The 23,925-nt window shown below is 69.4% G+C and carries 21 protein-coding genes; 13 read left to right on the forward strand and 8 right to left on the reverse strand.

Annotation, left to right across the window (positions count from 1 at the left end):
- Nucleotides 1-20: 20 nt before the first annotated feature.
- From ON33_RS29850 to ON33_RS29860, 3 genes are all read left to right on the forward strand, one after another.
- A complete protein-coding gene (locus ON33_RS29850; RefSeq protein ID WP_083869388.1) occupies nt 21-434 on the forward strand; it encodes a DUF5318 domain-containing protein in 414 nt (137 codons plus the stop codon).
- 772 nt (nt 435-1,206) lie between these two features.
- On the forward strand, nt 1,207-3,396 hold the full coding sequence (locus ON33_RS29855; RefSeq protein WP_083869412.1) for a transglycosylase domain-containing protein: 2,190 nt from the start codon (nt 1,207-1,209) through the stop codon (nt 3,394-3,396).
- Nucleotides 3,397-3,489: 93 nt separating this feature from the next.
- A complete protein-coding gene (locus tag ON33_RS29860; protein ID WP_051153137.1) occupies nt 3,490-5,103 on the forward strand; it encodes a glycosyltransferase family 87 protein in 1,614 nt (537 codons plus the stop codon).
- A 62-nt stretch (nt 5,104-5,165) separates the two neighbouring features.
- Here ON33_RS29860 and ON33_RS29865 read toward each other — a convergent pair whose 3' ends face one another.
- Nucleotides 5,166-6,695, reverse strand: coding sequence for a TerD family protein (locus ON33_RS29865; protein ID WP_040862626.1), 1,530 nt, complete (start codon nt 6,693-6,695; stop codon nt 5,166-5,168).
- 121 nt (nt 6,696-6,816) lie between these two features.
- Here ON33_RS29865 and ON33_RS29870 point away from each other — a divergent pair, with 121 nt between their 5' ends.
- The 5 genes from ON33_RS29870 to ON33_RS29890 all read left to right on the forward strand — a co-directional run bounded on the left by ON33_RS29870 (nt 6,817) and on the right by ON33_RS29890 (nt 10,749).
- Complete coding sequence (locus tag ON33_RS29870; RefSeq protein ID WP_040862444.1) at nt 6,817-7,557, forward strand: hypothetical protein; 741 nt, start codon at nt 6,817-6,819, stop codon at nt 7,555-7,557.
- Between the two features lie 100 nt (nt 7,558-7,657).
- On the forward strand, nt 7,658-8,659 hold the full coding sequence (gene dhaK, locus ON33_RS29875; RefSeq protein WP_040862445.1) for a dihydroxyacetone kinase subunit DhaK: 1,002 nt from the start codon (nt 7,658-7,660) through the stop codon (nt 8,657-8,659).
- On the forward strand, nt 8,659-9,276 hold the full coding sequence (gene dhaL / locus ON33_RS29880) for a dihydroxyacetone kinase subunit DhaL (RefSeq protein ID WP_040862446.1): 618 nt from the start codon (nt 8,659-8,661) through the stop codon (nt 9,274-9,276). The genes dhaK and dhaL overlap by 1 nt, the downstream gene beginning before the upstream one ends.
- Nucleotides 9,273-10,010: a dihydroxyacetone kinase phosphoryl donor subunit DhaM gene (dhaM, locus tag ON33_RS29885; protein WP_040862447.1), complete on the forward strand. Its 738-nt coding sequence runs from the start codon at nt 9,273-9,275 to the stop codon at nt 10,008-10,010. Before dhaL ends, dhaM begins: the two co-directional genes overlap by 4 nt.
- Nucleotides 9,991-10,749: an isocitrate lyase/PEP mutase family protein gene (locus tag ON33_RS29890; protein ID WP_174391590.1), complete on the forward strand. Its 759-nt coding sequence runs from the start codon at nt 9,991-9,993 to the stop codon at nt 10,747-10,749. The genes dhaM and ON33_RS29890 overlap by 20 nt, the downstream gene beginning before the upstream one ends.
- On the opposite strand, the gene ON33_RS29895 is transcribed toward ON33_RS29890, so the two are convergent.
- The 4 genes from ON33_RS29895 to ON33_RS29910 are packed head-to-tail and all read right to left on the reverse strand — an operon-like array spanning nt 10,750 to nt 16,809.
- Entirely contained in the window at nt 10,750-11,553 is an 804-nt protein-coding gene (locus ON33_RS29895; RefSeq protein ID WP_040862627.1) for a haloacid dehalogenase, read from the reverse strand. It abuts the gene before it with no gap.
- Nucleotides 11,554-11,571: 18 nt separating this feature from the next.
- The gene (locus ON33_RS39130) at nt 11,572-14,358 is read right to left on the reverse strand and encodes a phosphoribosyltransferase (RefSeq protein WP_063711091.1); all 2,787 of its coding nucleotides are present in this window, start codon (nt 14,356-14,358) and stop codon (nt 11,572-11,574) included.
- Entirely contained in the window at nt 14,355-15,566 is a 1,212-nt protein-coding gene (locus tag ON33_RS29905) for an HpcH/HpaI aldolase/citrate lyase family protein (RefSeq protein WP_085996863.1), read from the reverse strand. Before ON33_RS29905 ends, ON33_RS39130 begins: the two co-directional genes overlap by 4 nt.
- Nucleotides 15,567-15,606: 40 nt before the next feature.
- Complete coding sequence (locus ON33_RS29910; RefSeq protein WP_051153065.1) at nt 15,607-16,809, reverse strand: hypothetical protein; 1,203 nt, start codon at nt 16,807-16,809, stop codon at nt 15,607-15,609.
- A 213-nt stretch (nt 16,810-17,022) separates the two neighbouring features.
- On the opposite strand from ON33_RS29910, the gene ON33_RS29915 reads away from it, so the two are divergent.
- Together ON33_RS29915 and ON33_RS29920 are read left to right on the forward strand one after the other, a co-directional pair.
- Nucleotides 17,023-17,598 carry a TerD family protein gene (locus ON33_RS29915; protein ID WP_040862449.1) on the forward strand — a complete coding sequence of 192 codons (576 nt, stop codon included), beginning with the start codon at nt 17,023-17,025 and terminating at the stop codon, nt 17,596-17,598.
- 97 nt (nt 17,599-17,695) lie between these two features.
- Entirely contained in the window at nt 17,696-18,814 is a 1,119-nt protein-coding gene (locus ON33_RS29920; protein ID WP_040862450.1) for a DUF475 domain-containing protein, read from the forward strand.
- On the opposite strand, the gene ON33_RS29925 is transcribed toward ON33_RS29920, so the two are convergent.
- Entirely contained in the window at nt 18,815-19,777 is a 963-nt protein-coding gene (locus ON33_RS29925) for a DUF389 domain-containing protein (RefSeq protein WP_040862451.1), read from the reverse strand. It lies immediately after the preceding gene.
- A gap of 36 nt (nt 19,778-19,813) precedes the next feature.
- On the reverse strand, nt 19,814-20,713 hold the full coding sequence (locus tag ON33_RS29930) for a DMT family transporter (RefSeq protein WP_063711092.1): 900 nt from the start codon (nt 20,711-20,713) through the stop codon (nt 19,814-19,816).
- An 84-nt stretch (nt 20,714-20,797) separates the two neighbouring features.
- Between ON33_RS29930 and ON33_RS29935 the strand changes: the two genes are divergently transcribed.
- Nucleotides 20,798-21,358 carry a CGNR zinc finger domain-containing protein gene (locus ON33_RS29935; protein WP_040862452.1) on the forward strand — a complete coding sequence of 187 codons (561 nt, stop codon included), beginning with the start codon at nt 20,798-20,800 and terminating at the stop codon, nt 21,356-21,358.
- Here ON33_RS29935 and ON33_RS29940 read toward each other — a convergent pair.
- Complete coding sequence (locus ON33_RS29940; protein WP_157184783.1) at nt 21,260-22,672, reverse strand: glycosyltransferase family 87 protein; 1,413 nt, start codon at nt 22,670-22,672, stop codon at nt 21,260-21,262. The genes ON33_RS29935 and ON33_RS29940 overlap by 99 nt on opposite strands.
- A 249-nt stretch (nt 22,673-22,921) precedes the next feature.
- On the opposite strand from ON33_RS29940, the gene rpsF reads away from it, so the two are divergent.
- Together rpsF and ON33_RS29950 are read left to right on the forward strand one after the other, a co-directional pair.
- Entirely contained in the window at nt 22,922-23,212 is a 291-nt protein-coding gene (rpsF, locus tag ON33_RS29945) for a 30S ribosomal protein S6 (protein WP_083869414.1), read from the forward strand.
- A gap of 134 nt (nt 23,213-23,346) precedes the next feature.
- Nucleotides 23,347-23,895: a single-stranded DNA-binding protein gene (locus tag ON33_RS29950; RefSeq protein ID WP_040862454.1), complete on the forward strand. Its 549-nt coding sequence runs from the start codon at nt 23,347-23,349 to the stop codon at nt 23,893-23,895.
- The last annotated feature ends 30 nt before the right edge of the window (nt 23,896-23,925 follow it).

The following is a 23,925-nucleotide window of genomic DNA, read 5'->3' on the forward strand; positions in this document are numbered from 1 at the left end:
CCGCAAGTACTCTGGGTCCCGTGCGAATACAGCGGCAGGTAGTGGACTATGCGCTCCGGCGCCGGTCCCTGCTGGCCGACGTCTACGCGGGCAGGGTGGACGTCGCCGAAGTGTGCGATGCGAATCCGTACCTGTTGCGTGCGGCGAAGTTCCACGGGCGGGGGAGCGAGGTCACATGCCCTATCTGCAGGAAAGAGCAGCTGACTCTCGTATCGTGGGTCTACGGCGACGGGCTGGGTCCCGTCGCGGGTTCCGCCCGCACGCCGGAGGAACTGGTCCGGTTGGCCGAGACTCGCGAAGAGTTCTCGGTGCATGTGGTCGAGGTGTGCCGGACCTGCAGTTGGAATCATCTGGTGCAGTCCTATGTGCTGGGCTTGGCCCCGGCACCGACGAGGCGCCGCCGCACCGGCGCCCGTCGCACGGCCGCCGAGTGAGAGGCCACGTCGACTGCTGAACAGCGGGCACGAGCGTGCCCGCCGCGGTGCACGCGTGACCGCATGAGCCACCCGGACCCTATCGAGCTAGTTATTGGAGAGCCAGGCTGTGACATCGCCCTATGACGACGGACCGCACGGCGGCCGCCCCCGTGGCGGTTCGCAATCCGGCCCAGGCGGCTACCCGCCGCCCAGACCGGCAGGCCCGCCGCCCGGGGCGCGTCAGCCCGCGGGGCGCCCCGCGCCCGGCAACGGTGGCCCGCAGCGCGGACCCGTGGGAGGTCCCGGCGGCATACCGCCGCGCGGACCGAACGGGCAGCCGCAGCGCGGACCCGCACCGCAGGGCGGTCAGCCGCCGCGACGTCCGGGGCCGCCGCAGCAGCGGCCCGGCGCGGGCAACGGCAATCCGGATGCGACACGCAAACTTCCCCATCCCGCCAATTCCGGCCCGAACGAGAGGGTGAATACCGGAGCGCGCCAAGCGGTTCCGAATCACGCCCCGCGGGCGGCCGCCTCCGACCGCACCCAGCGGATCCCCGAGCGCGCCGTGCGCTCGGGAGCCGGCACGGGCACCGGCACCCGGCCGCGCCCGGCCGACGACCGCACCCGCCCGCCGTCGGGCGCGCAGCCCGCGACCCGGCGCGCGCAGAACGGCACCCCCTCGGGACCGCCGCCGCGGCGGCCCGGTGGCGGCTCCGGCGGTGGCGGCCAGAGCGGCAAGCCTCGCAAGACCTCGTATTGGCGGCTGGCCCGGCGCCTGGTCTACATCGGCATGGCGCTGGTGCTCGGACTCGCGAGTTCGGTGTTCCTGTACGCGTATTCGACGGTGAACGTGCCACAGCCCGGCGACCTGAAGAACAATCAGGTGGCCACCATGTTCATGAGCGACGGAACCTCGGTGCTGGCGAAGGTCATTCCGCCGGAGGGCAACCGCACCGACGTGACGATCGACCAGATCCCGCCGCACGTGCGCAATGCGGTGATCGCCGCGGAGGACCGCTCCTTCTACACCAACCCGGGCTTCTCCATCCAGGGCTTCGGCCGCGCGTTCGTCGGTCAGCTGACCGGAAACACCGACGCCGGTGGTGGTTCGACGATCACCCAGCAGTACGTGAAGAACGCGATGGTCGGTAACGAGCACTCGCTGACCCGTAAGCTGCGCGAGCTGGTGATCTCGGCCAAGATGGCCAAGCAGTGGTCCAAGGATCAGATCCTGGCCGCGTACCTGAACACCATCTACTTCGGCCGTGGTGCCTACGGTATCGACGCGGCGTCCAAGGCGTACTTCGACAAGAAGGTCCAGGACCTGTCGGTGGCCGAGGGCGCGGTGCTGGCCGCGACCATTCAGCAGCCGTCGAACCTGGATCCGGAGAAGAATCCGCAAGGGGCGCAGGCCCGTTGGAAGTACGTGCTGGACGGCATGGTCGACGGCGGCAACCTGCCCGCGACGGATCGCGCGAACATGCAGTACCCCACCGTGATTCCGGCGGCGCAGGCGCAGAAGGACAAGACGCTGGATGCCGGGCCGGAGGGCCTGATCAAGACGCAGGTGCTCAAGGAACTCGAGGCCGCCGGCATCACCGAGCACGACCTGAACACCGAGGGCCTGCAGATCACCACGACCATCGACGTCAAGGCGCAGCAGGCGGCCGTGGACGCGGTCACCAAGGTGATGGACGGCGAACCCGACAAGCTGCGCGCCGCGCTGTCGTCGGTGGATCCGAAGACCGGTGCGGTGCGCGCCTACTACGGCGGCTCCGACGGTCAGGGCCTCGACTACGCGAATCAGGGTCTGCCGCCGGGCTCCTCGTTCAAGGTTTTCGGTCTGGCCGAGAACCTGGAGATGGGCAAGCCGCTCTCGACGCTGTACGACTCCTCGCCGGTCACCGTCCACGGCATCACCATCACCAACGTCGAGGGTGAGCAGTGCGGCATGTGCACCATCGCCGAGGCGCTGAAGCGCTCGCTGAACACCAGCTTCTATCGCATGGAGCTGGACATGACGGGCAACGGTCCGCAGAAGATCGCCGACATGGCGCACAAGCTCGGTATCCCGGACACCATTCCGGGCGTGGGCAAGACCCTCGTCGAGCCGGACGGCAGCCCACCCAACAACGGCATCGTGCTGGGTCAGTACCGGGTGCGCACGCTGGACATGGCCTCCGCGTACGCCACCCTGGCGGCCTCGGGCATGTACCACGCGCCGCACTTCGTGCAGAAGGTCGTCGCCTCCGACGGCACCGTGCTGCTGGACCGCGGCGAGACCGCGGGTGAGCAGCGGGTCTCGGCGGCGGTGGCGGACAACGTGACCGACGCGATGAAGCCCATCGCGGCGTGGTCGCGCAACCACCAGCTCGCCGGCGGCCGCCTCTCGGCCACCAAGACCGGTACCAACCAGAAGGACGGCAGCAACGAGAACCGCGACGCCTGGATGGTGGGCTTCACCCCGTCGCTGTCCACCGCGGTCTGGGTGGGTACCGACCAGGGTGACGCGCTGCGCAATGCCAACGGCGGCATGATCTACGGCTCGGGTCTGCCGGCCGATATCTGGAAGGCGACCATGGACGGGGCCCTCAAGGGCACGCCCAACGAGAACTTCCCGAAGCCGGCCGTGATCGGCGGTCAGGCCGGTGTGCCGTCCTGGTCGGCACCGTACACCGCGCCCTCGACCACCGAGGCGCCGGTGGCGCCGCCGGTGATCACCACCAGCCAGATGCCGATTCCGGGTCTGCCGTGGTCGATTCCGGTTCCGGGACTGGCCCCGAACCCGCAGAACCAGCGGCAGTCCCAGCCCGAGACCCAGACGCAGGACCAGGGCAATGGCGCCGGCACCGGGCCCGGTCCGATGCCGGGTCAGCCGGTCGCGCCGGCCGACGGATCGACGCCGACGACCGCGCCGAACGGCGGCTACGGAAACGGCAATGGGAACGGCAATGGGAACGGGTCACGGCCGACTCGGTAGCCTGCTGCCGTGATCGAGCAGGAACTGGTGCACCGGCCGGCCGCCTCGGGCGCGCCGGCCGGTGACGCGCTGAAGCCGGGGGAGGCACCAGGAGTGGAAGATGCTGGCGCACAGCGCGATACGCCGGTGGTCTACGAGTCGCCGGAACCGCTGGCGGCCGATCTGCGGTCGGCCGACGACCGGGACAAACCGAGTCGCACCGATACGCTGACCGCGCAGCTGTGCGATCTGATCGGCGGACCGGTCGGCGACCACGCGGTGATCGGCCGGGTGCGGTTCTGGACCCCCATGCGGGTGCTGATGGCGTTCGCGGTGCTGTTCCTGGCGTTCAGCTGGTTCGGCAAGGCGGCCTGTATCCAGCAGCGGCCGGACGCCGCGGGCGTGATGGGTCTGGACTGGAACAACGGCCGGCAGTACATCGCCATGTGCTACTCCGACACCGTGCCGCTGTACGGGGCCGAGCATCTCAACGAGGGCGCGTTCCCGTACAAGAAGCAGTGGGTGGAGTTCCCCGACGGCCGCCCGCAGGTCCGGTACATGGAGTATCCGGTGCTGTCGGGCCTGTACCAGTACATCTCCATGGGAATCGCCAAGGCGTGGAAGCTGTCACCGCTGCCGGGGCACCGGGCGCTCGAGGTGGTCATCTACTTCGATGTGGTGGCCGTCGGGCTGGCGCTGGCCTGGCTGGTGACCATCTGGGCGACGGCCCTGTCCGCGGGGCGGCGGGTCTGGGATGCCGCGCTGATGGCGCTGTCGCCGCTGGTGCTGGTGCACGCCTTCACCAATTTCGACACGCTGGCAACGGCTTTCGCGGCGGGCGGGCTGCTGGCCTGGGGCCGGCGGCGGCCGGTGCTGGCGGGCATTCTGCTGGGCCTGGGCGGGGCGGCGAAGCTGTATCCGCTGCTGCTGCTGGGCCCGATCCTGATCCTGTGCGCCCGCGCCGAGCGACTCGGTGAGGACGAGGCGGCGTGGGGCGGCATCCGCCCGATGCGCGCGGCGGGCGGAGCGATCGCGGCGGCGGCCATCACCTGGCTGGCGGTGAACGCGCCCATCGCGGCGCTGTATCCGAACGGCTGGTGGGAGTTCTTCCGGCTCAACACCGAACGGCACGCCGACCCGGATTCGTTCTACAACGTGATCACCTCGTTCACCGGATGGACCGGCTTCGACGGGGTGCTGAGCGCGCAGCAGTCGCCCTCGATTCTGAACGCGGTATCGCTGCTGCTGTTCCTGGCGGCCTGCGCGGGTATCGGCTGGATCGGCCTGACGGCGACGCGCCGGCCGCGCTTGGCGCAGTTGGCCTTCCTGGTGGTGGCGGCGTTCCTGCTCACCAATAAGGTGTGGAGCCCGCAGTATTCGCTGTGGCTGGTACCGCTGGCGGTGCTGGCGCTGCCGCAGCGGCGAATCCTGCTGGCGTGGATGACGATCGACGCCCTGGTCTGGGTGCCGCGCATGTTCTATTACCTGGGCCCGGATCACAGGGGCCTGCCCGAGCAGTGGTTCACCGGCACGGTGGTGCTGCGCGATCTGGCGGTGGTCGCGTTGTGCGTCCTGGTGATCCGGCAGATCTATCATCCGGACGAGGATCCGGTGCGCCGCGACGGCATCGACGATCCGGGCGGCGGGATTCTCAATCGCGCCCCGGATCCGCAGGTGGCCTGGTTGCCGCCGTTCCTGCGGCCCCGGCAGCCGCTGCCGGTCCCCTAGCGAAAACCGAAGTCCCCCGTGCCGATCAGCACGGGGGACTTCGCGTTGGGCGGCCGCTCGATTCAGAGGAAGCGGGCCAGCTGCGGCACCGCCTCGCCGGGGTGCTTCGCCTGGAAGCCCTCGCCGAGCGCCTCGAGCTTCCAGTCCGCGCCGGGGGCCGGGCGGTACATCTTGGCCATCGCCATCGCGGTGTAGGACATGCCGCCTGCGAGGGTGAACCGCGCGAGCTCGGCATTGTTGGCGCTGTCCACCAGGCGGCAGTAGGCGTTGGCGATCTGCTCGAAAGTGTGGCCCTTGTAGGAGGTCACGATGAACAGCAGCGTGGTGACGTGGGCCGGGATGCGGGAGAGATCGACCATGATCTCCTCGTCGTCGCCGTCGCCCTCGCCGGTGAGGTTGTCACCCTGGTGGCGGATGGCCCCGTCCTTGGAGTTGAGGCTGCCGTAGTAGACGACGTCGACGGGGCTGCGGTCGGCGAAGAGCACCACCGAGGCGTCCAGGTCCACGTCGACGGACTTGTTGCCGAAGATGCCGCCGCGCTTGACCGGATCCCAGCCCAGGCCCATCTTCACGTAACCCAGTGCGCTGCCGCCCTCTTTGCGCAGATTGATGCGCTGGCCCTTGACCAGGCTGACGGCGTGGCCGACCGGCAGATCGCGATCCTCCTGGGCGGGCGGCGCGTACCCGGCGGGCGGGGGGAAACCGCCGACGGGCTGCTGGTAGGCGGGCGGCGGCGGATACGACTGTCCCGGAGCCGAATACCCCGGGCCGGGCGGCGGCGGGTAGCCACCGGTCGGCTGGTACTGCTCGGCCGGTGCGGGCGGCGGATAGCCGCCGGTGGGCGCGTATTGCGGCGCCGGCGGCGGGTATCCGCCGGTGGGCGGGTACTGCTCAACGGGCTGTGGATAACCCGGCGCGGGTGGGGGCGGGGGATAGCCGCCGGTCGGCGCGTAATCGCCGGTGGGCACGGGGGCCGGGTATCCGCTGGACGCGAATTGCTCGGGCGCGGGCACGAATTGCTGCGGCGCGGACTGCTCGGGAGCGGGCGGGGGCGGCGGCGCGGGAGCCGGCGCCGCGGCCGGCGCGGCCCCGTCCACGTGGACACCGTGATCGGTGACCAGGGCGGCGAATCCGCCCGCGTAGCCCTGTCCGACGGCACGCGCCTTCCATCCGCCCTGGCGACGGTACAACTCCAGTGCGATGACGATGGATTCGGTGCTGAGGTCGTCGATCCGGTACTCGTACAACACGTTTCCGGACGTGTCGCTCACCCGGGCGACCGGTGCCGTCAGCTGCCCGAAGCTGGCGTTGGCGTCGTCGAGGGTGATGACGGCCCGAAGCTGTTCGATATCAGCGGGAATCGCGTCCAGGGAGACGGCGAGGACGGCGGCCTGGCCGGGTGCGCCGGGCCGCAGGGTGACACCGGGCCCGGAGGGTTGGTTGAAGAAGACGAAATCGGCATCGGAACGTACCGTGCCTGCGGTGGTCACCAGTAGTGCCGAGAGGTCGGCCGGTGCGGCCACCTGCACGCTGATCACCAGATCATGGACGCTCAGAGGGCCGTTCTGGCCCTTCACCAAAACTGCGGACAAGATCGACCCTTCGTTGTCGGTGCTGTCGCTGCCCACTCTACGAGAAACGCGGCGACACGGACCGTGGCGATGGCGGCGGTGGTGTCCGGGGATGCCCGGACGGCGTGGCAGTATCGGCTGGGTGAGCGACGGTGAGGTCGATCCCGCGGAAGCGCACGAACAGTACCTGCGAGCCTTCCGGCACCCCGCCGTGTCCCGAGACCAGCTGCGTGACCTGCTCGATGCCGTGAACGCCTTCCTCGACACCATCACTCCCAAGCACGGCGAGTACGTCCCCAGCGGCGGCTGGGCGCCCGAGTCCACCGCCATGGCCTTCCAGATCGGCCGCGCGGTCGAGCAGGTGCTGTCCGAGCGGGAGGACGCCGATCGGGAGCTGGTGCGCCGCCGCGATATTCGCGACCGCCTGGTGGCGGCCCTGGACGCGGTGCTGGACTGCCTGCGCAGCCTGCCCGAGCTGGCCGAGGCCGAGGTGAAATTGGGCACCATCTGCGTGAACGAGGGCTTCCAGGTCTATGAGGACGGTTCGGTGCGCACCACGCCCAGGCAGGAGGCGAACGCCGATGCCGGACTGCTGGAGCGGCGGCGCGCCGAACTGGACGAGCAGATGACGGCCGCGGTGGCCGCCCGGGCCGGGCTGGTGGACGACACCACCGATCTGATCCGGGAGCGACTCGGGGTGGCCGAGGTGGGGATTCCGTGGGTGATCCTGGCCGCCACCCAGGGCGGGCTGGACGTGTCCGAGCCGTTCGAGTTCGCGGCCGAGCATCTGCCCGACTGTGAGCTGCGGGATCTGATGGTGCAGTTGGTGACCGATATCGAGCTGGCCCGCACGCTGGAGGAACCCGCCGAACCCCAGCATTAGCCCGAATCGGCGGCATCGGCCCGAATCGGCACCGAAGCCGCACCGGCGGTGCGACTCTGGCTGGCAGGAACCCGAACCGGCCTTCCGAGGGGAGATTTCGGTGAAGAAGCTCATCAATGATCCGGCCGACGTGGTGGGGGCCGCGCTGGCCGGGATGGCCGCGGCGCATCCCGGGCTGCGGGTGGATGTGAAGCAGCGCATCGTGGTGCGCGCCGACGCGCCGGTGGCGGGAAAGGTGGGCCTGGTCTCGGGCGGCGGTTCCGGTCACGAGCCGCTGCACGGCGGGTTCGTCGGGCTCGGCATGCTGGACGCGGCCTGTCCGGGGGAGATCTTCACCTCGCCGGTGCCCGATCAGATCCAGGCCGCCACCGCCGCGGTGGACGCCGGAGCGGGCGTGCTGCACATCGTGAAGAACTACACCGGCGATGTCATGAACTTCGAGATGGCCGCGGAGCTGACGGCCGCTGAGACCGGTATCGAGGTGCGGTCGGTGGTGGTCGACGACGATGTGGCCGTGCAGGACAGCCTCTACACCGCCGGGCGGCGGGGGGTGGGCGCGACGGTGATCCTGGAGAAGATGGCGGGCGCGGCCGCGGAACAGGGCCGGCCGCTGGCGGAGGTGGCGCGCGTAGCGGCGGCGGTGAACGCGAATTCGCGCAGTATGGGCATGGCGCTGACCTCGTGCACGGTCCCGGCGGTCGGGCATCCGACCTTCGAGCTGGGCGAGCACCAGATGGAGATCGGCATCGGCATCCACGGCGAACCCGGGCGGGTGCGGGTGCCGCTGGCCCCGGCGCGGGATGTGGCGCAGATGCTGCTGGAGCCGATCCTCGCGGATCTGCCCTTCACTCAGGGTGATCGAGTGCTCTGCTTCCTCAACGGGATGGGCGGAACGCCGCTGATCGAGCTCTATGTGATGTTCGACGAGGTATCGCAGATCCTGCGCGGGCACGGGATCCACATCGAGCGTTCGCTGGTCGGCCCGTACATCACCGCGCTCGAGATGGCGGGCTGCTCGATCACCCTGACCAGGCTGGACGAGGAGCTGACGGCGCTGTGGGACGCGCCCGTGCGGACGCCGGCGCTGCGGTGGGGCCTGTGATGACGATGGTGGACGCGGCCGCGTGGGTGCGCGGGTTCGGCGAGCTGGTGGACGCGAACGCCACGCAGCTGACGGCGCTCGACGCGGCCATCGGCGACGCCGACCACGGCACGAATATGCAGCGGGGCATGACGGCTGCTGTTGCGGCGCTGAATGATTCGACTCCCGACACTCCCGGGGAGATCTGCAAGCAGACGGCGATGGTGCTGATCCGCACCATCGGCGGCGCCAGCGGCCCATTGTTCGGGACCTTCTTCCTTCGCTTCGCCGGATCGATCGAAAGCGGTTCCGAAATCGCCGATTTCGCGCGCGCGTTCCGCGCCGGGCTGGACGGTGTGATCGCGCGCGGGAAGGCCGAGCCCGGGGACAAGACCATGGTCGACGCACTCGGGCCCGCGGCGGACGCCCTCGACGAGCAGGTGGCGGGCGCCGCGTCGGCGCGACAGGTCCTCGACGCCGCGGTGACCGCCGCGGAGGCCGGGCGGGACGCCACCACTCCCCTGGTCGCACGCAAGGGACGAGCCTCGTATCTGGGCGAACGCAGTGCGGGACACCAGGATCCGGGTGCCACCAGCGCGGCGCTGCTGGTCCGGGCCGCGAGACAGGCACTGCGGTGATCGGCCTGGTGGTGGTGTCGCACAGCCGGGCGCTGGCCGAGGCCGTGGTGGCGCTCGCCGCCGGACTACTGCCCGATCAGGGTGTGCCCGTGCGCATCTCGGCGGGAGTGTCCGGCACCGAATTGGGGACGGATGCGGTCGCGGTCGCCGAGGCGATCACCGCCGCCGATTCCGGTGACGGCGTGCTGGTGCTGATGGATCTGGGCAGCGCGATACTGTCCGCGCAGACCGCGCTGGATCTGCTCGAATCCCCCATCGCCGTGCGGCTTTCCGCCGGCCCGCTGGTCGAGGGCCTGGTGGCGGCACTCGCCGCGGCCGGTGGCGGCGCCGATCTGAGCGCGGTCGCGCGGGAGGCCGAGAATGCCCTGGCCGCCAAGCGGGCCCAGCTCGGCGAGGCCGGGGTCGCCGGTGATCCACAGTCATCCACAGGTGTGAAGCCGGTGGATGATTCCGCGATCGTCGAAGTCGTCGAGGTGACGAACGAACACGGCCTGCACGCCCGCCCGGCCGCCGAACTGGTCTCGGCCCTGCGCGATCTCGAGGCGGTGGTGGCCCTGCGCAATGCCACCACCGGCGTCGGTCCCGTCCCGGGCGACAGCCTGACCCGGGTACTCACCCTCGGCGTGCTGCCCGGCCAGCTGCTCGAGGTCAGTGCCGCCGGACCCGACGCGGCGCGGGCGGTCGCGAAAGTGCGCGCCCTGACCGAGAATCGAGATCATGACCAGCCTCGCTGAGAAAGCCACGACGTTCCTGTCCCTGCACCGGCCCGGCGATCCCGTGATCCTGCCGACGGTCTGGGATTCCTGGTCCGCGAAGCTCGTGCAGGACGCCGGTTTCAGTGCGCTCACCATCGGCAGCCACCCGCTCGCCGACTCCATGGGCAAGCGCGACCAGGAGGGCATGACCTTCGCCGACGTGCTGGGCCGGGTCCGCGAGATCACCGCCACCGTGGACATTCCGGTATCGGTCGACCTGGAGTCCGGGTACGCGGAGAAGCCGTCCCGGATCATCGAGGGCCTGCTCGAGGCGGGCGCGATCGGCTTCAATCTCGAGGACTCCGTGCACAGTGAGGGCGGGCGGCTGCGCACCCCGCAGGAGCACGCCGACCTGGTCGCCGAGCTGCGCGCCGCCGCGGACGCCACCGGCGTGCACGTGGTGATCAATGCCCGCACCGACGTGTTCCTGCGCCCGGACACCGGCGCCCCGGAGGAGCGGCTGGCGAGCGCGCTCACCCGGCTGCGGCTGGCCGCCGAGGCGGGCGCGGACGTGCTGTACCCGGTGGGCCGGCACCAGCCGGACGTGCAGCGCACGCTCACCTCGGAACTGCCGCTGCCGGTCAACGCCATCGGCGTGCCCGATCAGGGCGCCCCGGCCTATTTCGCCGAACTCGGCGTGGCACGGGTCAGTTTCGGCCCGTTCTTCCAGCGCGCCCTCACCGAGTCGGCGAACACGCTGCTGGCCGGCTGGCGCTGATCAGGACCGGACCCGCAGGAAGTAGTCGAGGATCTCCTCCGCGGCGCGGATGCCCGACGCCGCGGTGACGGCCACGCGCGGATGGTTCCAGTTCCGCTGTTCCAGTTCGCCGTGGCGGGGCCGGATGGCGACGTCCGCGGTGCGCAGCATCTCGGCGTCCAGCGCGCCGTCGCCGGCGGCCAGCAGGGGCGATTCGGGGTGCAGTTCGCCGGCGTCCAGCAGGCGCCGGCGGACCTCCTGCACCGCACGGCTCTTGCAGACCGGCGCGGGCATGGTGTAGATCTTGCGGCCCTGCTGGGAGACCGTCCAGCCGCGCGGACGGCACCAGGCGTCCCACTCGGCGAGGAAGCCGTCGGGCACCCGAAACGGGTCCACCACCAGATAGCAGAACAGGTCGTCGGCCTCGCGCAGGCGCAGCGCGAAGGATTCGTCCACGCGCGCACGCAGTTCCGCGCGCACCTCGATCAGGGTGGCGCATTCGGCGCGCACCCGCGCGTCCAGCGCGGAACGCCAGCGCCGGTCGGGGAGCCCGTTGCGCAGGATGGTGCCGCCGTTGCTGGTGACCGCGTAGGGCGGCGGCCCGCCGGGCAGCCGGACCCGGTGGTACTGCTCGATGGTGCGGGTGGTGACCGGAACCAGCGCCGCCGCCGAGGCGAGCCTGCTGAGCCGCTGGGCCGCGACGACCGTCATGTACGACAGCGGCTGTCCCTCATGGTGTTCCACGCACACCGTCTCCGGTTCGGCGTTCCCGAAGGCCGCTCGCGTGTAGATCACCGTGCGATCCAGATCGGTCGCCACCATCATCCCGTGCTGCCGCACCGGCTACCCCTTCACTTCCTTGATCAACCCGATACAGGCATACGCCAAATCCGGCACCGTCTCGACCCGCACACCGCGTGCCGCGGCGAGCAGGCGGATATGCGCGTGTTCCGGCGCCTGTGGATCCCGCACCAGCACGCGCCACGGCACCCGGCGCAACAGCACCCGGGTCGTCTCTCCCACACCGGGTTTCACGAAATTCGCACTGGAGATCCCGTATTCGGCGCGCACTTTCTCCACCGACGCCCAACCCGCCCAGGTGGGGGTACGGTCGGCGTTCAGCAGGGCCTGTACCCGCGCGTCCGCCAGCGGCCGCACCCGGTCGAAACACGCGGTGACCGCATCCAGCAGATGGTTGGACACATCCTGATCCGCGAGCTCGCGATAGAACTTGGCCCCGTGGAACTGCCCCGGCCCGATCAGGCCGGGGTTGAGCACGGTTCGTGAAACCAGGCCCGACACAGTCGAATTCAGGCATGCAGAGGCGATGAGGAAGTCGTCGCGGGTGCCGAAGGTCCGCACGCTGCCACCCGGATCGGCGAGCACCGCGAGATCGTCGTTGAACCGCGCCCCACCCGCGGCCGCGTACGCGTCCAGCGCCGCGGCGAGCTCCTTGGTGATCGCACCCTTGCCGGTCCACCCGTCCACGAACACGACCTGTGCCGGATCATGGTGCCGGGCAAGGTAATCCAGCGCGACATCGTCGATGCCCCGATCCCGGACGATCGACACGGCGTAGTGCGGCGTCTCGATGCCCCGGGTGGCCAGCCACCGCCGCATGAGCACCCCGACCGGCGTCCCCGCCCGAGCCAGCGACGCCAGCACCACATCGCTGCCTCGCTCCGCGATCACCAACTCCGACACCGTGGCCACCGCCAGCGCCAGCCGCTCGGCACTCTCCGCGAGCACCCGCTCGAACAACGCCCGATACTCCGCGTCCGGCTGATACTCCACCGGCAGCGACTCCGCGTAGTGCGCCACCCCGGCCTGAATCCGCCGCTCGCGTTCCGCCACATCGGCTTCCAGCGCCTCGTCCGACAGATCGGTGAGCAGCCAGCTCACCTCGTCGCACGCATACGATCCGAATTCGGGCCCGTGCAACGGCCCCGGCAAGCCGGCCCCCACAGCCCCGGGCCGAGACGTGCCACGCGCATCGGGCATATCGATTTTCGCCGCTGGGGTGACCACGGCAGTGGACCTCGCGGCCCGCTGGAATCCGTTGTGCCGGAGGGCCGCGTGCCCTCGGGTGTCGCTCGCCGAGGCGGTCGGGCCCGAGTCAGGTCCGGAGCGGCGCGGGCGGCCGGCGACGAGCGCACGTGGGTCCGCGCCGGGTAGTACGGCCAACATCACGTCGGCGCCGGAGGCGGTCAGCACGTCGATGAGTCCGCCCGCGGCCGTGAGCCGTCCGGTGTCGGCGGGTCGATCGACGATGACGAGCAGGATCGGGTCCGCCTGTCGATCGGACCGGCCGTCGAGGCCGGGGTGCTGCCGATCGGCTGCCGCATGATCGCGGGCGCCGGGCGAGGGCTCGGGCCAGCTGGCGTTGTACAGGAATCGCGGGGCGCTCTCGCCGGATTCTGGTGCGGTGAAACGGAATCCACGGCGCAGGGGATAGCCGGGCTCATCGAGGACATACGCCGGGGAGCGCGTCGTGGTCTGATAGCGAGCCGGAGTGCCCGCATCGGCCAGGGCCGCGGCGATGCGCAGCGGCAGGTACATGAGTTCTTCGTGGGCGATGACGATCACCGGGCGTTGCGGGTCCGGGCCGTCGGTCATGGCCGCGAGCGCCCGTGTCAGCTCGGCCACCACCTCGCTGAGCGCCGTCTCGAAGGGCGCGGCGTCGGTGTCGAGGAAACCGTGGCGGCCGCCCTCGGGAACCTGGTGCGGCCAGGGCAGTTCGACGCGGAGGCAGGCGCCGGTCCGATCCGCGATCGGGTTGAGGACCGGTTCGGGCAGCGCGGTGACGGCGTCGACGAGGCCGGCCGGCAGGTGGGTGCTGCCGCGGGCCAGGCAGACGGTGTCGATGCGGGCGCCGAGTTCGGCGGCGGCCGCGGCGAAGGCGCGGCGGTCGGTCTCGGTGCGCATGTCCACCAGGGAGGCCAGGATGTAGTGGCTGCGGGGGGTGTGCGCGTGCAGGGCCCGGATGGCGTCCAGAGCGGTTGCACCGGTGGAGATCTCGTCGTCCACCAGGACCATGGGCAGGTCGTTGTGGAAAACCGTGGCGGGCATCGGCTGCAGCAGGTGGGAGGTGGCGTGTGAATGGCCCTCCTCGAAACCGGCGAGAGTTTCGGCGGTGGGCACGTCACGGCGGGTGGAGTGCAGGTAGCACCGCGCGCCGATGCGGGCCGCCACGGTGTGGCCGAGTCCGGTCGCGGTTTCGGCGAAGCCCAGCACCACCGCGGTGGATACCGACCAATCCGGCTGCGGTGCAACAGCTCCCATCTCGGATCGGGCCGACTGCGCCGCACGATCGGAGGTGTCCGGGCCGAAGGGTTGCGGCGCAGAGTCTTCGGCGGAGGTGCTCGGGAATCCGCCGGGGCGAGAGGAGAGCAGCTCGCGCACCAGGTCGCCGAGGCGGTTGCCCGCATCGAGGACGCGATGGGGGTCGGTGGGGAGGTGCTTTCCCAGCACGGTCGAGACCAGCAGGTGGGCGCGGCGAGGGTTGCGGCGGAGGCCCGGTTCGACCAGGGTGTCGACGCGCCAATCAGGTTCCGGGAGTAAGGAATCGGTGTGGCGGAGGGTGAGCCCGAGGTGTCGGGTGGCCCAGGGTAGGGCGGGGTCGGCGGTCACGATTCGACCAGGGCCTTGAGCAGGTCCACGAAGGAGACTCCTTGATTGGCGACGCCGAACACCTTGGCGCGCAGCATGATCTGGTGTGCCCAGCTGCGGTGCGGGCGCATTTCGTTCATCTTGTTGCGGTACTCGGAGGCGGCGACGCCGCCCGCGCCGGTGCTGAGAATGTCGAGGGCGTCGGCGTATTCCTCGTGCGTGACGATCGACAGGGCGTGCACGACGGCCACATGCGAGGGATGGATGACGGTCTTGCCCTGGATTCCATTGGCCCGGTCGAGCGTGATCTCCCGCAGCAGCCCGTCCATGTCGCGGCTGACCAGTGACTGCCGGAAGGGCACGGCGTCCACCTCGGCGAAGGGCGAGGTGCGCAGCAGCGGCCGGAACATGCGGGCGTGGTCGGCGAAGTACTCCCAGACCGGGCCGGTGATGGTGAATCCGGTGCCGTCGGCGCGCCCCAGATAGTTGACGATGTCGGCGATCACGTCCGCGATCACGCGCACGTCGTAGATGGTCAGGTCGCGGTCGCGGCGAATCCCGAAGGTGGAGCACATATCCGTGGCCCCGATCCGCACGGCCAGGATCCGCTCGCGATGCTCGGCGAGCAGCGCGCCGATGCGCCGGAGTTCGCGGTCGCGGGTCTCACGGTGCACGAGCGCGGGGGATTCCAGCACCGGCATTCCGAAGACGGTGCGGCCCAGGCGTTGCGAGGTCAGGCCGAGCGCGTGCAGGTAGTCGGCCGCGCAGGAGCTGTCGAACTTGGGCAGCACGAATCCGGTGAGCGCCGCCGCGCCGGGCCCGAGCCGGTCGGCGATCTCGCCGATGCTGTGCGGGTCGCGGACCCGTACGAACAGCAGCGGGTAGGCCTCGCCGGTGCCGGCCAGCTCGTCGATCGTCCGCGCGGCCTGCGACTTCCCGTATTCGACGTCGTGGTCGGCGACCGCGTCCTCGAGGTCGATGACCATCGAGCACACGCCGCGTTCGGCGCGGCGCAGGATGGTGGCGGTGAGTTCGGGCCGGGTGGCGGGCACGTAGAGGGTCGCGCCCAGCGCCATGGCGAGCAGGTGGGGGTCGCCGGAGCCGCCGAAGGGTTCGGGCAGCCGGTGGAACAGCCGCCGTAGCTCCGGGCCGGGCACCTGCCGGAAATGCCGCAGCGGGAAGCGTTTCCGCAGTGAGACCGGCGCGACATCCGGATCGCTGGTGATCATCGCGGTCATCGTCGCGGTCGTCCTCCTGCTGACTTTCGGTCTATCTGTCGGTATTTCGCATGCGCTCGACCACTCCGGCGACGAACGCGGAGATGGCGTCGAGTTCGGACACGTAGGCCCAGTAGTCGGGGTGGCGTCCGGTCAGGCCCGCGCTCGCGCGATCCAGGCGTTCGGCCTGGGCGTCGAGCACCGAACCCCATTGCGGGACGACGCCTTTGTTGACCGCGAGCATCTGCGCGTCGCGCAGTTTGAAGCGGACGGCCTTGGCGCGTTCGGCCGGCTGGTCGCGGACCGCGCGCAGCACGGCGAGCCGATCGGTCACGGTCTCGGCGCGCTCCTCGGCGGTGGCGAGGTGGGCGCGGGCGGTGGTGGTCAGGTCGAGCGCGTCCTCCGGGTCGTGGTTGGCCAGGGCGGCCCGGGCGCGGGCCAGATCCGCGTCGGCGGCCTCGACGGCCTCCCGGGCTTGTCGCTCATTGTTGGCCAAATCGTTCGACGACGCAGCCGCGAATTCGCGCAGCAGCGCCGACATGGCCGGCGCGACGCGGTCCAGGCGGTTGCGAGCGGCATCGAGCCGGGTGGCTGCGGAGGCGAGCGCGGTGGTGGCCGAATGCTGTTTGCCGGGTGCGGCTTCCAGGGCACTGGACAGGTCGCGGTTCAGCGTCTCGAGCCGGGTCGCGGCGTCGCGGGTGGCGCCGCCGGCGCCGGCGGCCACCGCGGCCTCGAGTGTGAGCAGTCCCTCATCCACGGCGGCCGCGCATTGCCGGATCGAGGGATAGGCGGCGTGCGGTGAGGCGTCGGCGGCCTGCCGCAGCTGCGTGGCCTGCGCGCGCACCTGCGAGACCAGTTGCGGCACCGACCCGAACACCGCGACCGCGTGTTCGAGGTGCGGCTGGTTGCCGCGGTAGAACTCGTCGACCGCGCGGGCGGCGTCGGCCAGCCGCCGGATGACGGCGTCGATCTCGGGCTGCGGGACGGGCGCGCCGTCCTCGCGTTCGGCCTGGTCCAGCCGGTCGTTGAGGGCAAGGTAGGCGCCCGACGCGTCATAGCAGCGGGCGCGCACGGGTTCCCAGCGCGCGGCCATGCCGCGCTCGGGGAACAGCGCGGCCGACGCGGTGACGGCTGCCTCGGCGATGGTCTGCCGCTGGTCCATATCCAGGAATGCGGTCGTCAGTACCTGCCGGGCCTGCTGCACCCATTCGTTGTTCCGGGGTGCCCGGAACCATCCGCGTCGACGGCCTGCCACGCCCCCGATGTTAGGAGAACCGGCCCGTTGGGGCGACAACGGCGAGGGGTTGTGAAAATCTGTCATATGACAGTTGCTTCCGCAGACTCGCGTTGACCCTTCCCTACCCAAGACTTGGGAAAACCATTACTGTCGAGTCGGCGGAACCGACAAGCAGGACACGCCGTTAGCAAAGAAACGCTTCAAACGCTTTACAACGGAAGGATTCCCGCAATGGGTGTCAGTTTGTCCAAGGGCGGCAACGTTTCACTGACCAAGCAGGCTCCGAACCTGACCCAGGTCGCCGTCGGCCTCGGCTGGGACGTCCGCACCACCACCGGCACCGACTTCGACCTGGACGCCAGCGCCATCGCGACCGGCGCCGAGAAGAAGGCGCTGTCGGACAAGCATTTCGTGTTCTTCAACAACCTGCAGTCCCCCGAGGGCAGCATCGTGCACACCGGCGACAACCTCACCGGTGAGGGCGAAGGCGACGACGAGGTCATCAACATCGACCTGGCGAACACGCCGCCGGCCATCGAGTCCATCTTCTTCCCGGTCTCGATCTACGACGCGGACTCGCGCGGCCAGAGCTTCGGGCAGGTCCGCAATGCCTACATCCGGGTCGTGGACCGCTCCAACGGCGCCGAGCTCGCCCGCTACGACCTGTCCGAGGACGCTTCCACCGAGACCGCCATGGTGTTCGGCGAGCTCTACCGCAACAATGGTGAGTGGAAGTTCCGTGCGATCGGCCAGGGCTACGCCTCCGGCCTCGCGGGCATCGCTCGCGACTTCGGCGTCAATGTCTGAATTCAACAGCTAGCGACACGAAGAGGGCTCGGTCGCACGAGCCCTCTTCGTGTGTCCGACCGCCCACCGACCCCACCACCACGAAAGGCTCGCTGCGGTGCGAATATTCGGCCTCTCCATCATCGTCACCGTACTGTCGCTGATCGCGGCCCTCGTGTATGGCGGCCCCACCGCGCTGCTGCTGTGCGCGATCCTGGGCATCCTCGAGGTCTCGCTGTCCTTCGACAACGCGGTCATCAACGCCAGCATCCTGCAGCGGATGAGCGAATTCTGGCAGCGCATCTTCCTCACCGTCGGCGTCGTCATCGCCGTTTTCGGTATGCGCCTGGTGTTTCCGCTGGCCATCGTGTGGATCACGGCCGGCCTCACTCCGGTACGCGCCTTCGACCTGGCCATGAACCCGCCCGCTGACGGGGCGCTCACCTTCGCCGACGGCAGCCCCTCCTACGAGAAGCTGCTCACCGACGCGCACCCGCAGATCGCGGCCTTCGGCGGCGCGTTCCTGCTGCTGCTGTTCTTCAGCTTCATCCTCGAGGAGCGCGAGGTCACCTGGCTGGACTGGTTCGAACGCCCGCTGGCCAAGCTCGGCAAACTCGACATGCTCGCGGTGGTGCTGACCCTGGCCGGCCTCGTGATCGCGGCGGAATTCATTGCGGCCGACGGCGACCGGTCCACCGTGCTACTGGCCGGCATCCTGGGCGTGGTGACCTACATCCTGGTCGACGGGCTCGGCTCCCTGTTCCATGCCGAGGAGCACGCCGAGGAAGCGACGGGCGGCGGGCCCTCCGCCGTGGTGAAGGCGACCGGCAAGGCGGCGTTCTTCTTGTTCCTGTACCTGGAAGTGCTCGACGCCTCGTTCTCCTTCGACGGCGTGATCGGCGCGTTCGCCATCACCTCCGACCCGATCCTGATTGCCCTGGGCCTGGGCCTGATCGGCGCCATGTTCGTCCGGTCCATCACCGTCTACCTGGTGCGCAAGGGCACGCTCTCCGAGTACGTGTACCTCGAGCACGGCGCGTTCTGGGCCATCGGCGCACTGGCGGTCATCCTGCTCATCACCATCGGCGTGCACGTCAACGAGGTGATCAGCGGTCTGGTGGGCGTGGCGTTCATCGGAGCGGCCTTCCTCACCAGCGTGATCCGCAATCGCCGCGAGGCCGCGGCGGAGGGCGAAGGCGAGGACGCCGAGCAACCGGAGAACGCGCCGGTCGGCTGATCAGAGCATGCGGCGGGGCGTGACCTGATGCCGCGCCCGCCGCAGCGACACCCGCGACCACACCATCTGCTGGACGACCAGCGTCGCCCAGCCCGCCAGAGCCATGCCGGCGATATTGATCAGTAGCTGTGCCGCACTGCCCCACACCGCGGACCCATTGCCGAAGGCCACGCCGAGCGCGATATTGCCGGCGGCGGGGACCGTCGTGACCGAGATGAAAACGCCTGCGAGGCCGAGAGATTTGGCCGAGGTGATGGACAGCACGCCGGCCGCACCGGCCACCACCGCCACGATGAACGACCATTTGTCCGGGGTGTAGATGAAGCCGGTCGCGGGTCGCGGGCCCGCGATGTCGGCAAGGCTGATCCAGCCCAGGCCCCGGGCCGCGAGGGCCAGCAGGATGGTGATGCCGATGGCCGCTGCGAATCCGGCCACCAGCGTGCGAAGCGCCAAGCGCAGCAGCACGAATCGCCGCCGCACCAGCGCCACCCCCAGGGCCGCGATGGGACCGAACTCGGGCCCCAGCACCATGGCGCCAACGGTCAGGATCTGCGAGTCCGTCACGATGGCAATGCTCGCGATCGTCGTGGCCAGGGCGAGGAAGCTCAGGTAGGTCCAATTGAGCTCGGTCTCCTCATAGGCCCGCTGAGCCACCTCCGCCCAGACCACCGCGTCGGCGCTGCTGCCCGGCGTACGGATCTCGGCCTCGAAACCACTACGCGACAACCAGGTTCCGACCTGCTCGAGCTCCATACTGCCCAGCTGATGCACCCGCAGATCACGCAGCTTCTGCACCACGTCGTTGGCGGCTTCGCGGGCCAGTTGCGCGGTGACCAGATCGCCGGCGGGGCGAATCACCGCTCCGCGCAACGCGACCAATCCGGTTACCGCGTCGTCGTTCCCGAGTATGTCGAGAATCTCGTCGGTCAGGGTGGCAGGGGCCAGGATCCGCAGGTGCAGCATGCGTTTCAGTCTGCCGTGCGGAGGCCGCCGCCACCGTCAGGCCCGCACCGGCTGCCGTAGCGAGCCGCGGTTGCTCACCGGGGCCGGCTCGCGCGAGGCCAGCACCATGCCGATCAGGCCGACGCCCAGGCCCGCGACCGTCAACGGGTGCAGCGGCTGATCGATGAACAGCCAGGCCATCAGCGTGGTGACCGCCGGGATGGCGAAGAAGAAACGGCTGACGCGGGTGGTGTCCCAGCGCTGCAGCATGGTGTTCAGCAGCAGGAACGCGCCCATGGAATTCACCAGCACCATCCAGACCATGGAACCGGCGAAGCGGGCCGGGTCCGCGATGTGGAAGTCGCCGCCCGCCAAGGCCATCGCGCCCGCGAAGGGCGCGCTGACCGATACGTGCAGGGCGGTACCGGCGCGCGGATCGATCGCCGGGGTGAAGCGCTTCTGGTACACGGTGCCGAGGGCCAGCCCGAGCAGGCCGACCACGCACAGCAGCAGGCCCGCCGGCGAGAAGCTGGACTGATCGACGACCGCCAGCCCGACGCCCAGGCCGCCGACCCCGAAGCCCAGCCACTGCCGGGCGCTCACGGATTCGCCCAGACCACCGGCGAATACGGCGATCACCACGGGGCTCAGACCCTGCACCAGGGAGATGACGGCGGCGGTGACGTGCTCGTGCATGGCGGTGTAGAAGGCGCCGAACTGCACCATCTGCATGAGCAGGCCCGCCACCAGCGCGTGGGCCAGGTCCTTGCCGCGCGGCCAGACCGCCCGGGCCAGCAGGGCGTAGGCGATGAGCAGCAGGCCGGCGATGCCGAAGCGGGCGAACAGCACCAGCATGGGCGGCGCCGCGCCGACGCCGATGATCCCGGCGATGAAGGCACTGCTCCACATGAGGATGAGGGCCGGCGGGCCCGCCACTTCGAAAAGCCGGTTGTTCATGATTCCTCCACGCCCGTAACCGGTTCAGGTGGTTATACCGTGGCAGGCTTCTACATAACCTGTCAAGGCGGTTACGATGAGGGCATGTCCAGCTTCGCCGATCCACACCTGTTCGTCAGCGGCAATCTCGCGCTGAACTTCATCGGTACGGCCCAGGAACGGCGCACCACCTACCGCGAGCTGCTCACCACCGATGACGAACTCGCGGAATGGGTTACGGCCGCGGGCATTCTCGACACCACACCCGACGCCACCGGCGCGCTCACGCGGGCCGTGAAACTACGCGAGGCCGCCTGGCGACTGATGCTGGCCACCCTCGACGGCCGACCCATCACGGACGCCGACCGGCGACTCGTCAACCAGCACGCTCATGACTCGCTGCCCGAGCTCACCCTGCGCGCCGACGGCAGCGTGCACCGCGGCGGGACACTCGATTCCGCACTCGCGGCGATCGCGCGCTCCGCCATCGAACTGCTCGGCGGCCCCGACCGGGAGCGCATCAAGGAATGCGGGCGAGACGCCTGCACCCGCCTCTACATCGACACGTCACGCGGCGGATCGCGCCGCTGGTGCGATATGGCGATCTGCGGAAACCGAGCCAAGAGCAAGGCTTTCCGCGCCCGGAACACCGAGCCGGCCGGTTGACCGCGCCCGGGCATTGACGAACAGGAAGAAGAACGCCACCAGCAACACGGCCCGGCCCCACACGCCGATCTGCACGATGTTCTGCTCGAACCCGGCGCGGTGACCCGCGCCCAGGGCATAGAAGTAGCGGAAGACACCGATCCCGATACACGCGTCCGCCAGCAGATAGGTGACGATCAGGCTCCACGGCACCTCGAGCAGCACCAGGAACGGGATCAGCCACAGCGTGTACTGCGGCGAATGCACCTTGTGGAACAACAGGAATCCACACAGCATGGCGCCGCTGACGCCGATCCACGGATACACGCCCGCCAGCTGATACCGCCGCCGGCCCAGCCAGCAGGCCAGCGCGAAGGACGCCACCACCAGTAGCGGCGAGGCCGCCGACACTACCGATTGGAATGTCGATTCACCCTCGGCGGTCTGGGCGAACAGCGGCCGTAAACCCCAGTACCACAGGGAATTCGTGGTGATATCGGCCTGACGCAATTGCTGGAAGGTGATCGAGGCGCGCCAGCCGTCATAACCCGCCAGCGCGAACGGCAGATTGATCGCGACCACCGTGCCGATGGCGGTGCCGGCCACCATGAGCGCGCCGCGCACGTCGAAACGCCGTTCCCGCAGCGGGTTCTCCCCGAGCAGCACGTAAATGATCAATGGCAGCACGAAGATTCCGGGATACAGCTTGAAACAGAAGCCGATGGCCAGGAATACCGCCGCGGCTATCGCTCTGTCCCGCAGGGAATACCGCGTCAGCACCGTCATCACATAGAAGGCGGCGACCGCGGTGGCCACCACCGGCAGTTCCCAGTTGTGAAAGGCATACAGCACCAATGGCGGTCCAGCCGCCCACAGCAGCGCCGCCGGACCGGCCATCCGGGCCAGCAGATACGCGGTGAGCAGCGCGAACGGGGCCAGCAACAGCGCCGAGTGCAGCAGGAAGTCCGCGTCGGTGTGCGTGCCGATGCCGCCGATCCACATGAGCAGACCACTCAGCACCGGATATTCGACCGCGCCGCCGGTCAACTGGCCGTCGGGTGTGATGCCGCCGGTGATATACGGAAAGACATGCTCGTCGATGCCGCGACCGAGCCACAGGTACTGAATATCGGAATAGCAGACATTCGAGTCCTTGACGACATCGAAAATGGCGCTGCGACCGGACTCCTCGAAAGGCCCGCCGGCACATCGCGCTTTGTTCACATACGCGATCAACAGTGTGACCCCGCACACCAGCGTAGAAGCGACCGCGATCATCGACCGGCCCACCTCGCGGCGAGCGACCGCTGCGCTGGCGACGGGTCGGTTCGGCATGCGGTCCACCATAGGTCTCCAGTCGGCGTGTCCGCCTGTTCAAACTCTCGACTGGCCCGATTTCGCAGGCCACGCATTCTTTATCCGCGCAACCTCCGCTCGCGTGAACACGCGGGGCGAGGGCCTCGATACCCCGCGGCGGACCGCCGCGTTCCCTCATGTAGCCTAGTCGGGTTGCTGACGCAACGAACCCTCCTGCCCACGGACAGTCCGTGGGCCGTTCACAGTCCACAGGAGGTGATGAGGTCCGTGCGTCATTATGAAGTGATGGTTATTCTCGATCCGCAAATGGACGAGCGCACCGTCGGCCCGAACCTGAACAACATGTTGGGTGTTGTCGGTGCCGAGGGCGGCAAGGTCGACAACGTCGACATCTGGGGCCGCCGTCGTCTCGCCTACGAGATCGCCAAGCAGGCCGAGGGCATCTACGCGGTCGTCACCCTGACCGCCAAGTCCGAGACCGTCAGCGAACTCGATCGCCAGCTGGGTCTGAACGAGTCGGTGCTGCGCACCAAGGTGCTGCGCCTCGACAAGAAGTAGTCCAGTCCTCCCGCAACGTCGCTCGTAACAGTCGGTGCCTGTCTCTAGGCTGACTGGCAAACCGTGCACCCAGCCCATGATCGGGTGTGCACGGGCGAGCGCATTGCGGACTGCACCGGAAAGCAGGAGGAACCATGGCCCAAGGCGACACGGTCATCACCGTCATCGGCAATCTGACGGCGGACCCCGAGCTTCGATTCACGCCCGCGGGAGCGGCCGTCGCGAACTTCACCGTCGCGTCGACTCCCCGTGTGTTCGACCGTAATACCAATGAATGGAAAGACGGCGAAGCGCTTTTCCTGCGCTGCAACATCTGGCGTGAAGCTGCGGAAAATGTGGCCGAGAGCTTGACCCGTGGCTCGCGAGTGATCGTGAGCGGACGACTGAAGCAGCGCTCCTACGAAACCCGTGAGGGTGAGAAGCGCACGGTCGTCGAACTCGAGGTCGACGAGGTGGGTCCCTCCCTGCGGTACGCGACCGCGAAAGTCAACAAGACCACCCGTGGCGGTGGTGGCGGCGGCTTCGGCGGTGGCGGCCAGGGCGGCCAGCAAGGCGGCGGCTTCTCCGGTGGTGGCAGTGGTGGGGGTCGTGGCGGCCAGAGTGCCGGCGACGACCCGTGGGGCAGTGCCCCCGCGGCCGGCTCCTTCGGGGGCGGCGCGATGGACGACGAACCGCCGTTCTAGACAACGGCTTTCCCCGGAATCCGCCCCGAC

The organism is Nocardia niigatensis NBRC 100131, assembly GCF_000308655.1.
In the GTDB taxonomy this organism is placed as follows: Bacteria; Actinomycetota; Actinomycetes; order Mycobacteriales; family Mycobacteriaceae; genus Nocardia; species Nocardia niigatensis.

Excerpts from the sequence above, each read along its gene's own strand:
- ON33_RS29855 (WP_083869412.1), top strand. The coding sequence starts at position 1,207 with ATGGCGCTGGTGCTCGGACTCGCGAGTTCGGTGTTCCTGTACGCGTAT.
- dhaL (WP_040862446.1), top strand. The coding sequence starts at position 8,659 with ATGACGATGGTGGACGCGGCCGCGTGGGTGCGCGGGTTCGGCGAGCTG.
- ON33_RS29895 (WP_040862627.1), bottom strand. The coding sequence starts at position 11,553 with ATGATGGTGGCGACCGATCTGGATCGCACGGTGATCTACACGCGAGCG.
- ON33_RS29905 (WP_085996863.1), bottom strand. The coding sequence starts at position 15,566 with ATGATCACCAGCGATCCGGATGTCGCGCCGGTCTCACTGCGGAAACGC.
- ON33_RS29915 (WP_040862449.1), top strand. The coding sequence starts at position 17,023 with ATGGGTGTCAGTTTGTCCAAGGGCGGCAACGTTTCACTGACCAAGCAG.
- ON33_RS29925 (WP_040862451.1), bottom strand. The coding sequence starts at position 19,777 with ATGCTGCACCTGCGGATCCTGGCCCCTGCCACCCTGACCGACGAGATT.
- ON33_RS29930 (WP_063711092.1), bottom strand. The coding sequence starts at position 20,713 with ATGAACAACCGGCTTTTCGAAGTGGCGGGCCCGCCGGCCCTCATCCTC.
- ON33_RS29935 (WP_040862452.1), top strand. The coding sequence starts at position 20,798 with ATGTCCAGCTTCGCCGATCCACACCTGTTCGTCAGCGGCAATCTCGCG.
- ON33_RS29940 (WP_157184783.1), bottom strand. The coding sequence starts at position 22,672 with ATGCCGAACCGACCCGTCGCCAGCGCAGCGGTCGCTCGCCGCGAGGTG.
- ON33_RS29950 (WP_040862454.1), top strand. The coding sequence starts at position 23,347 with ATGGCCCAAGGCGACACGGTCATCACCGTCATCGGCAATCTGACGGCG.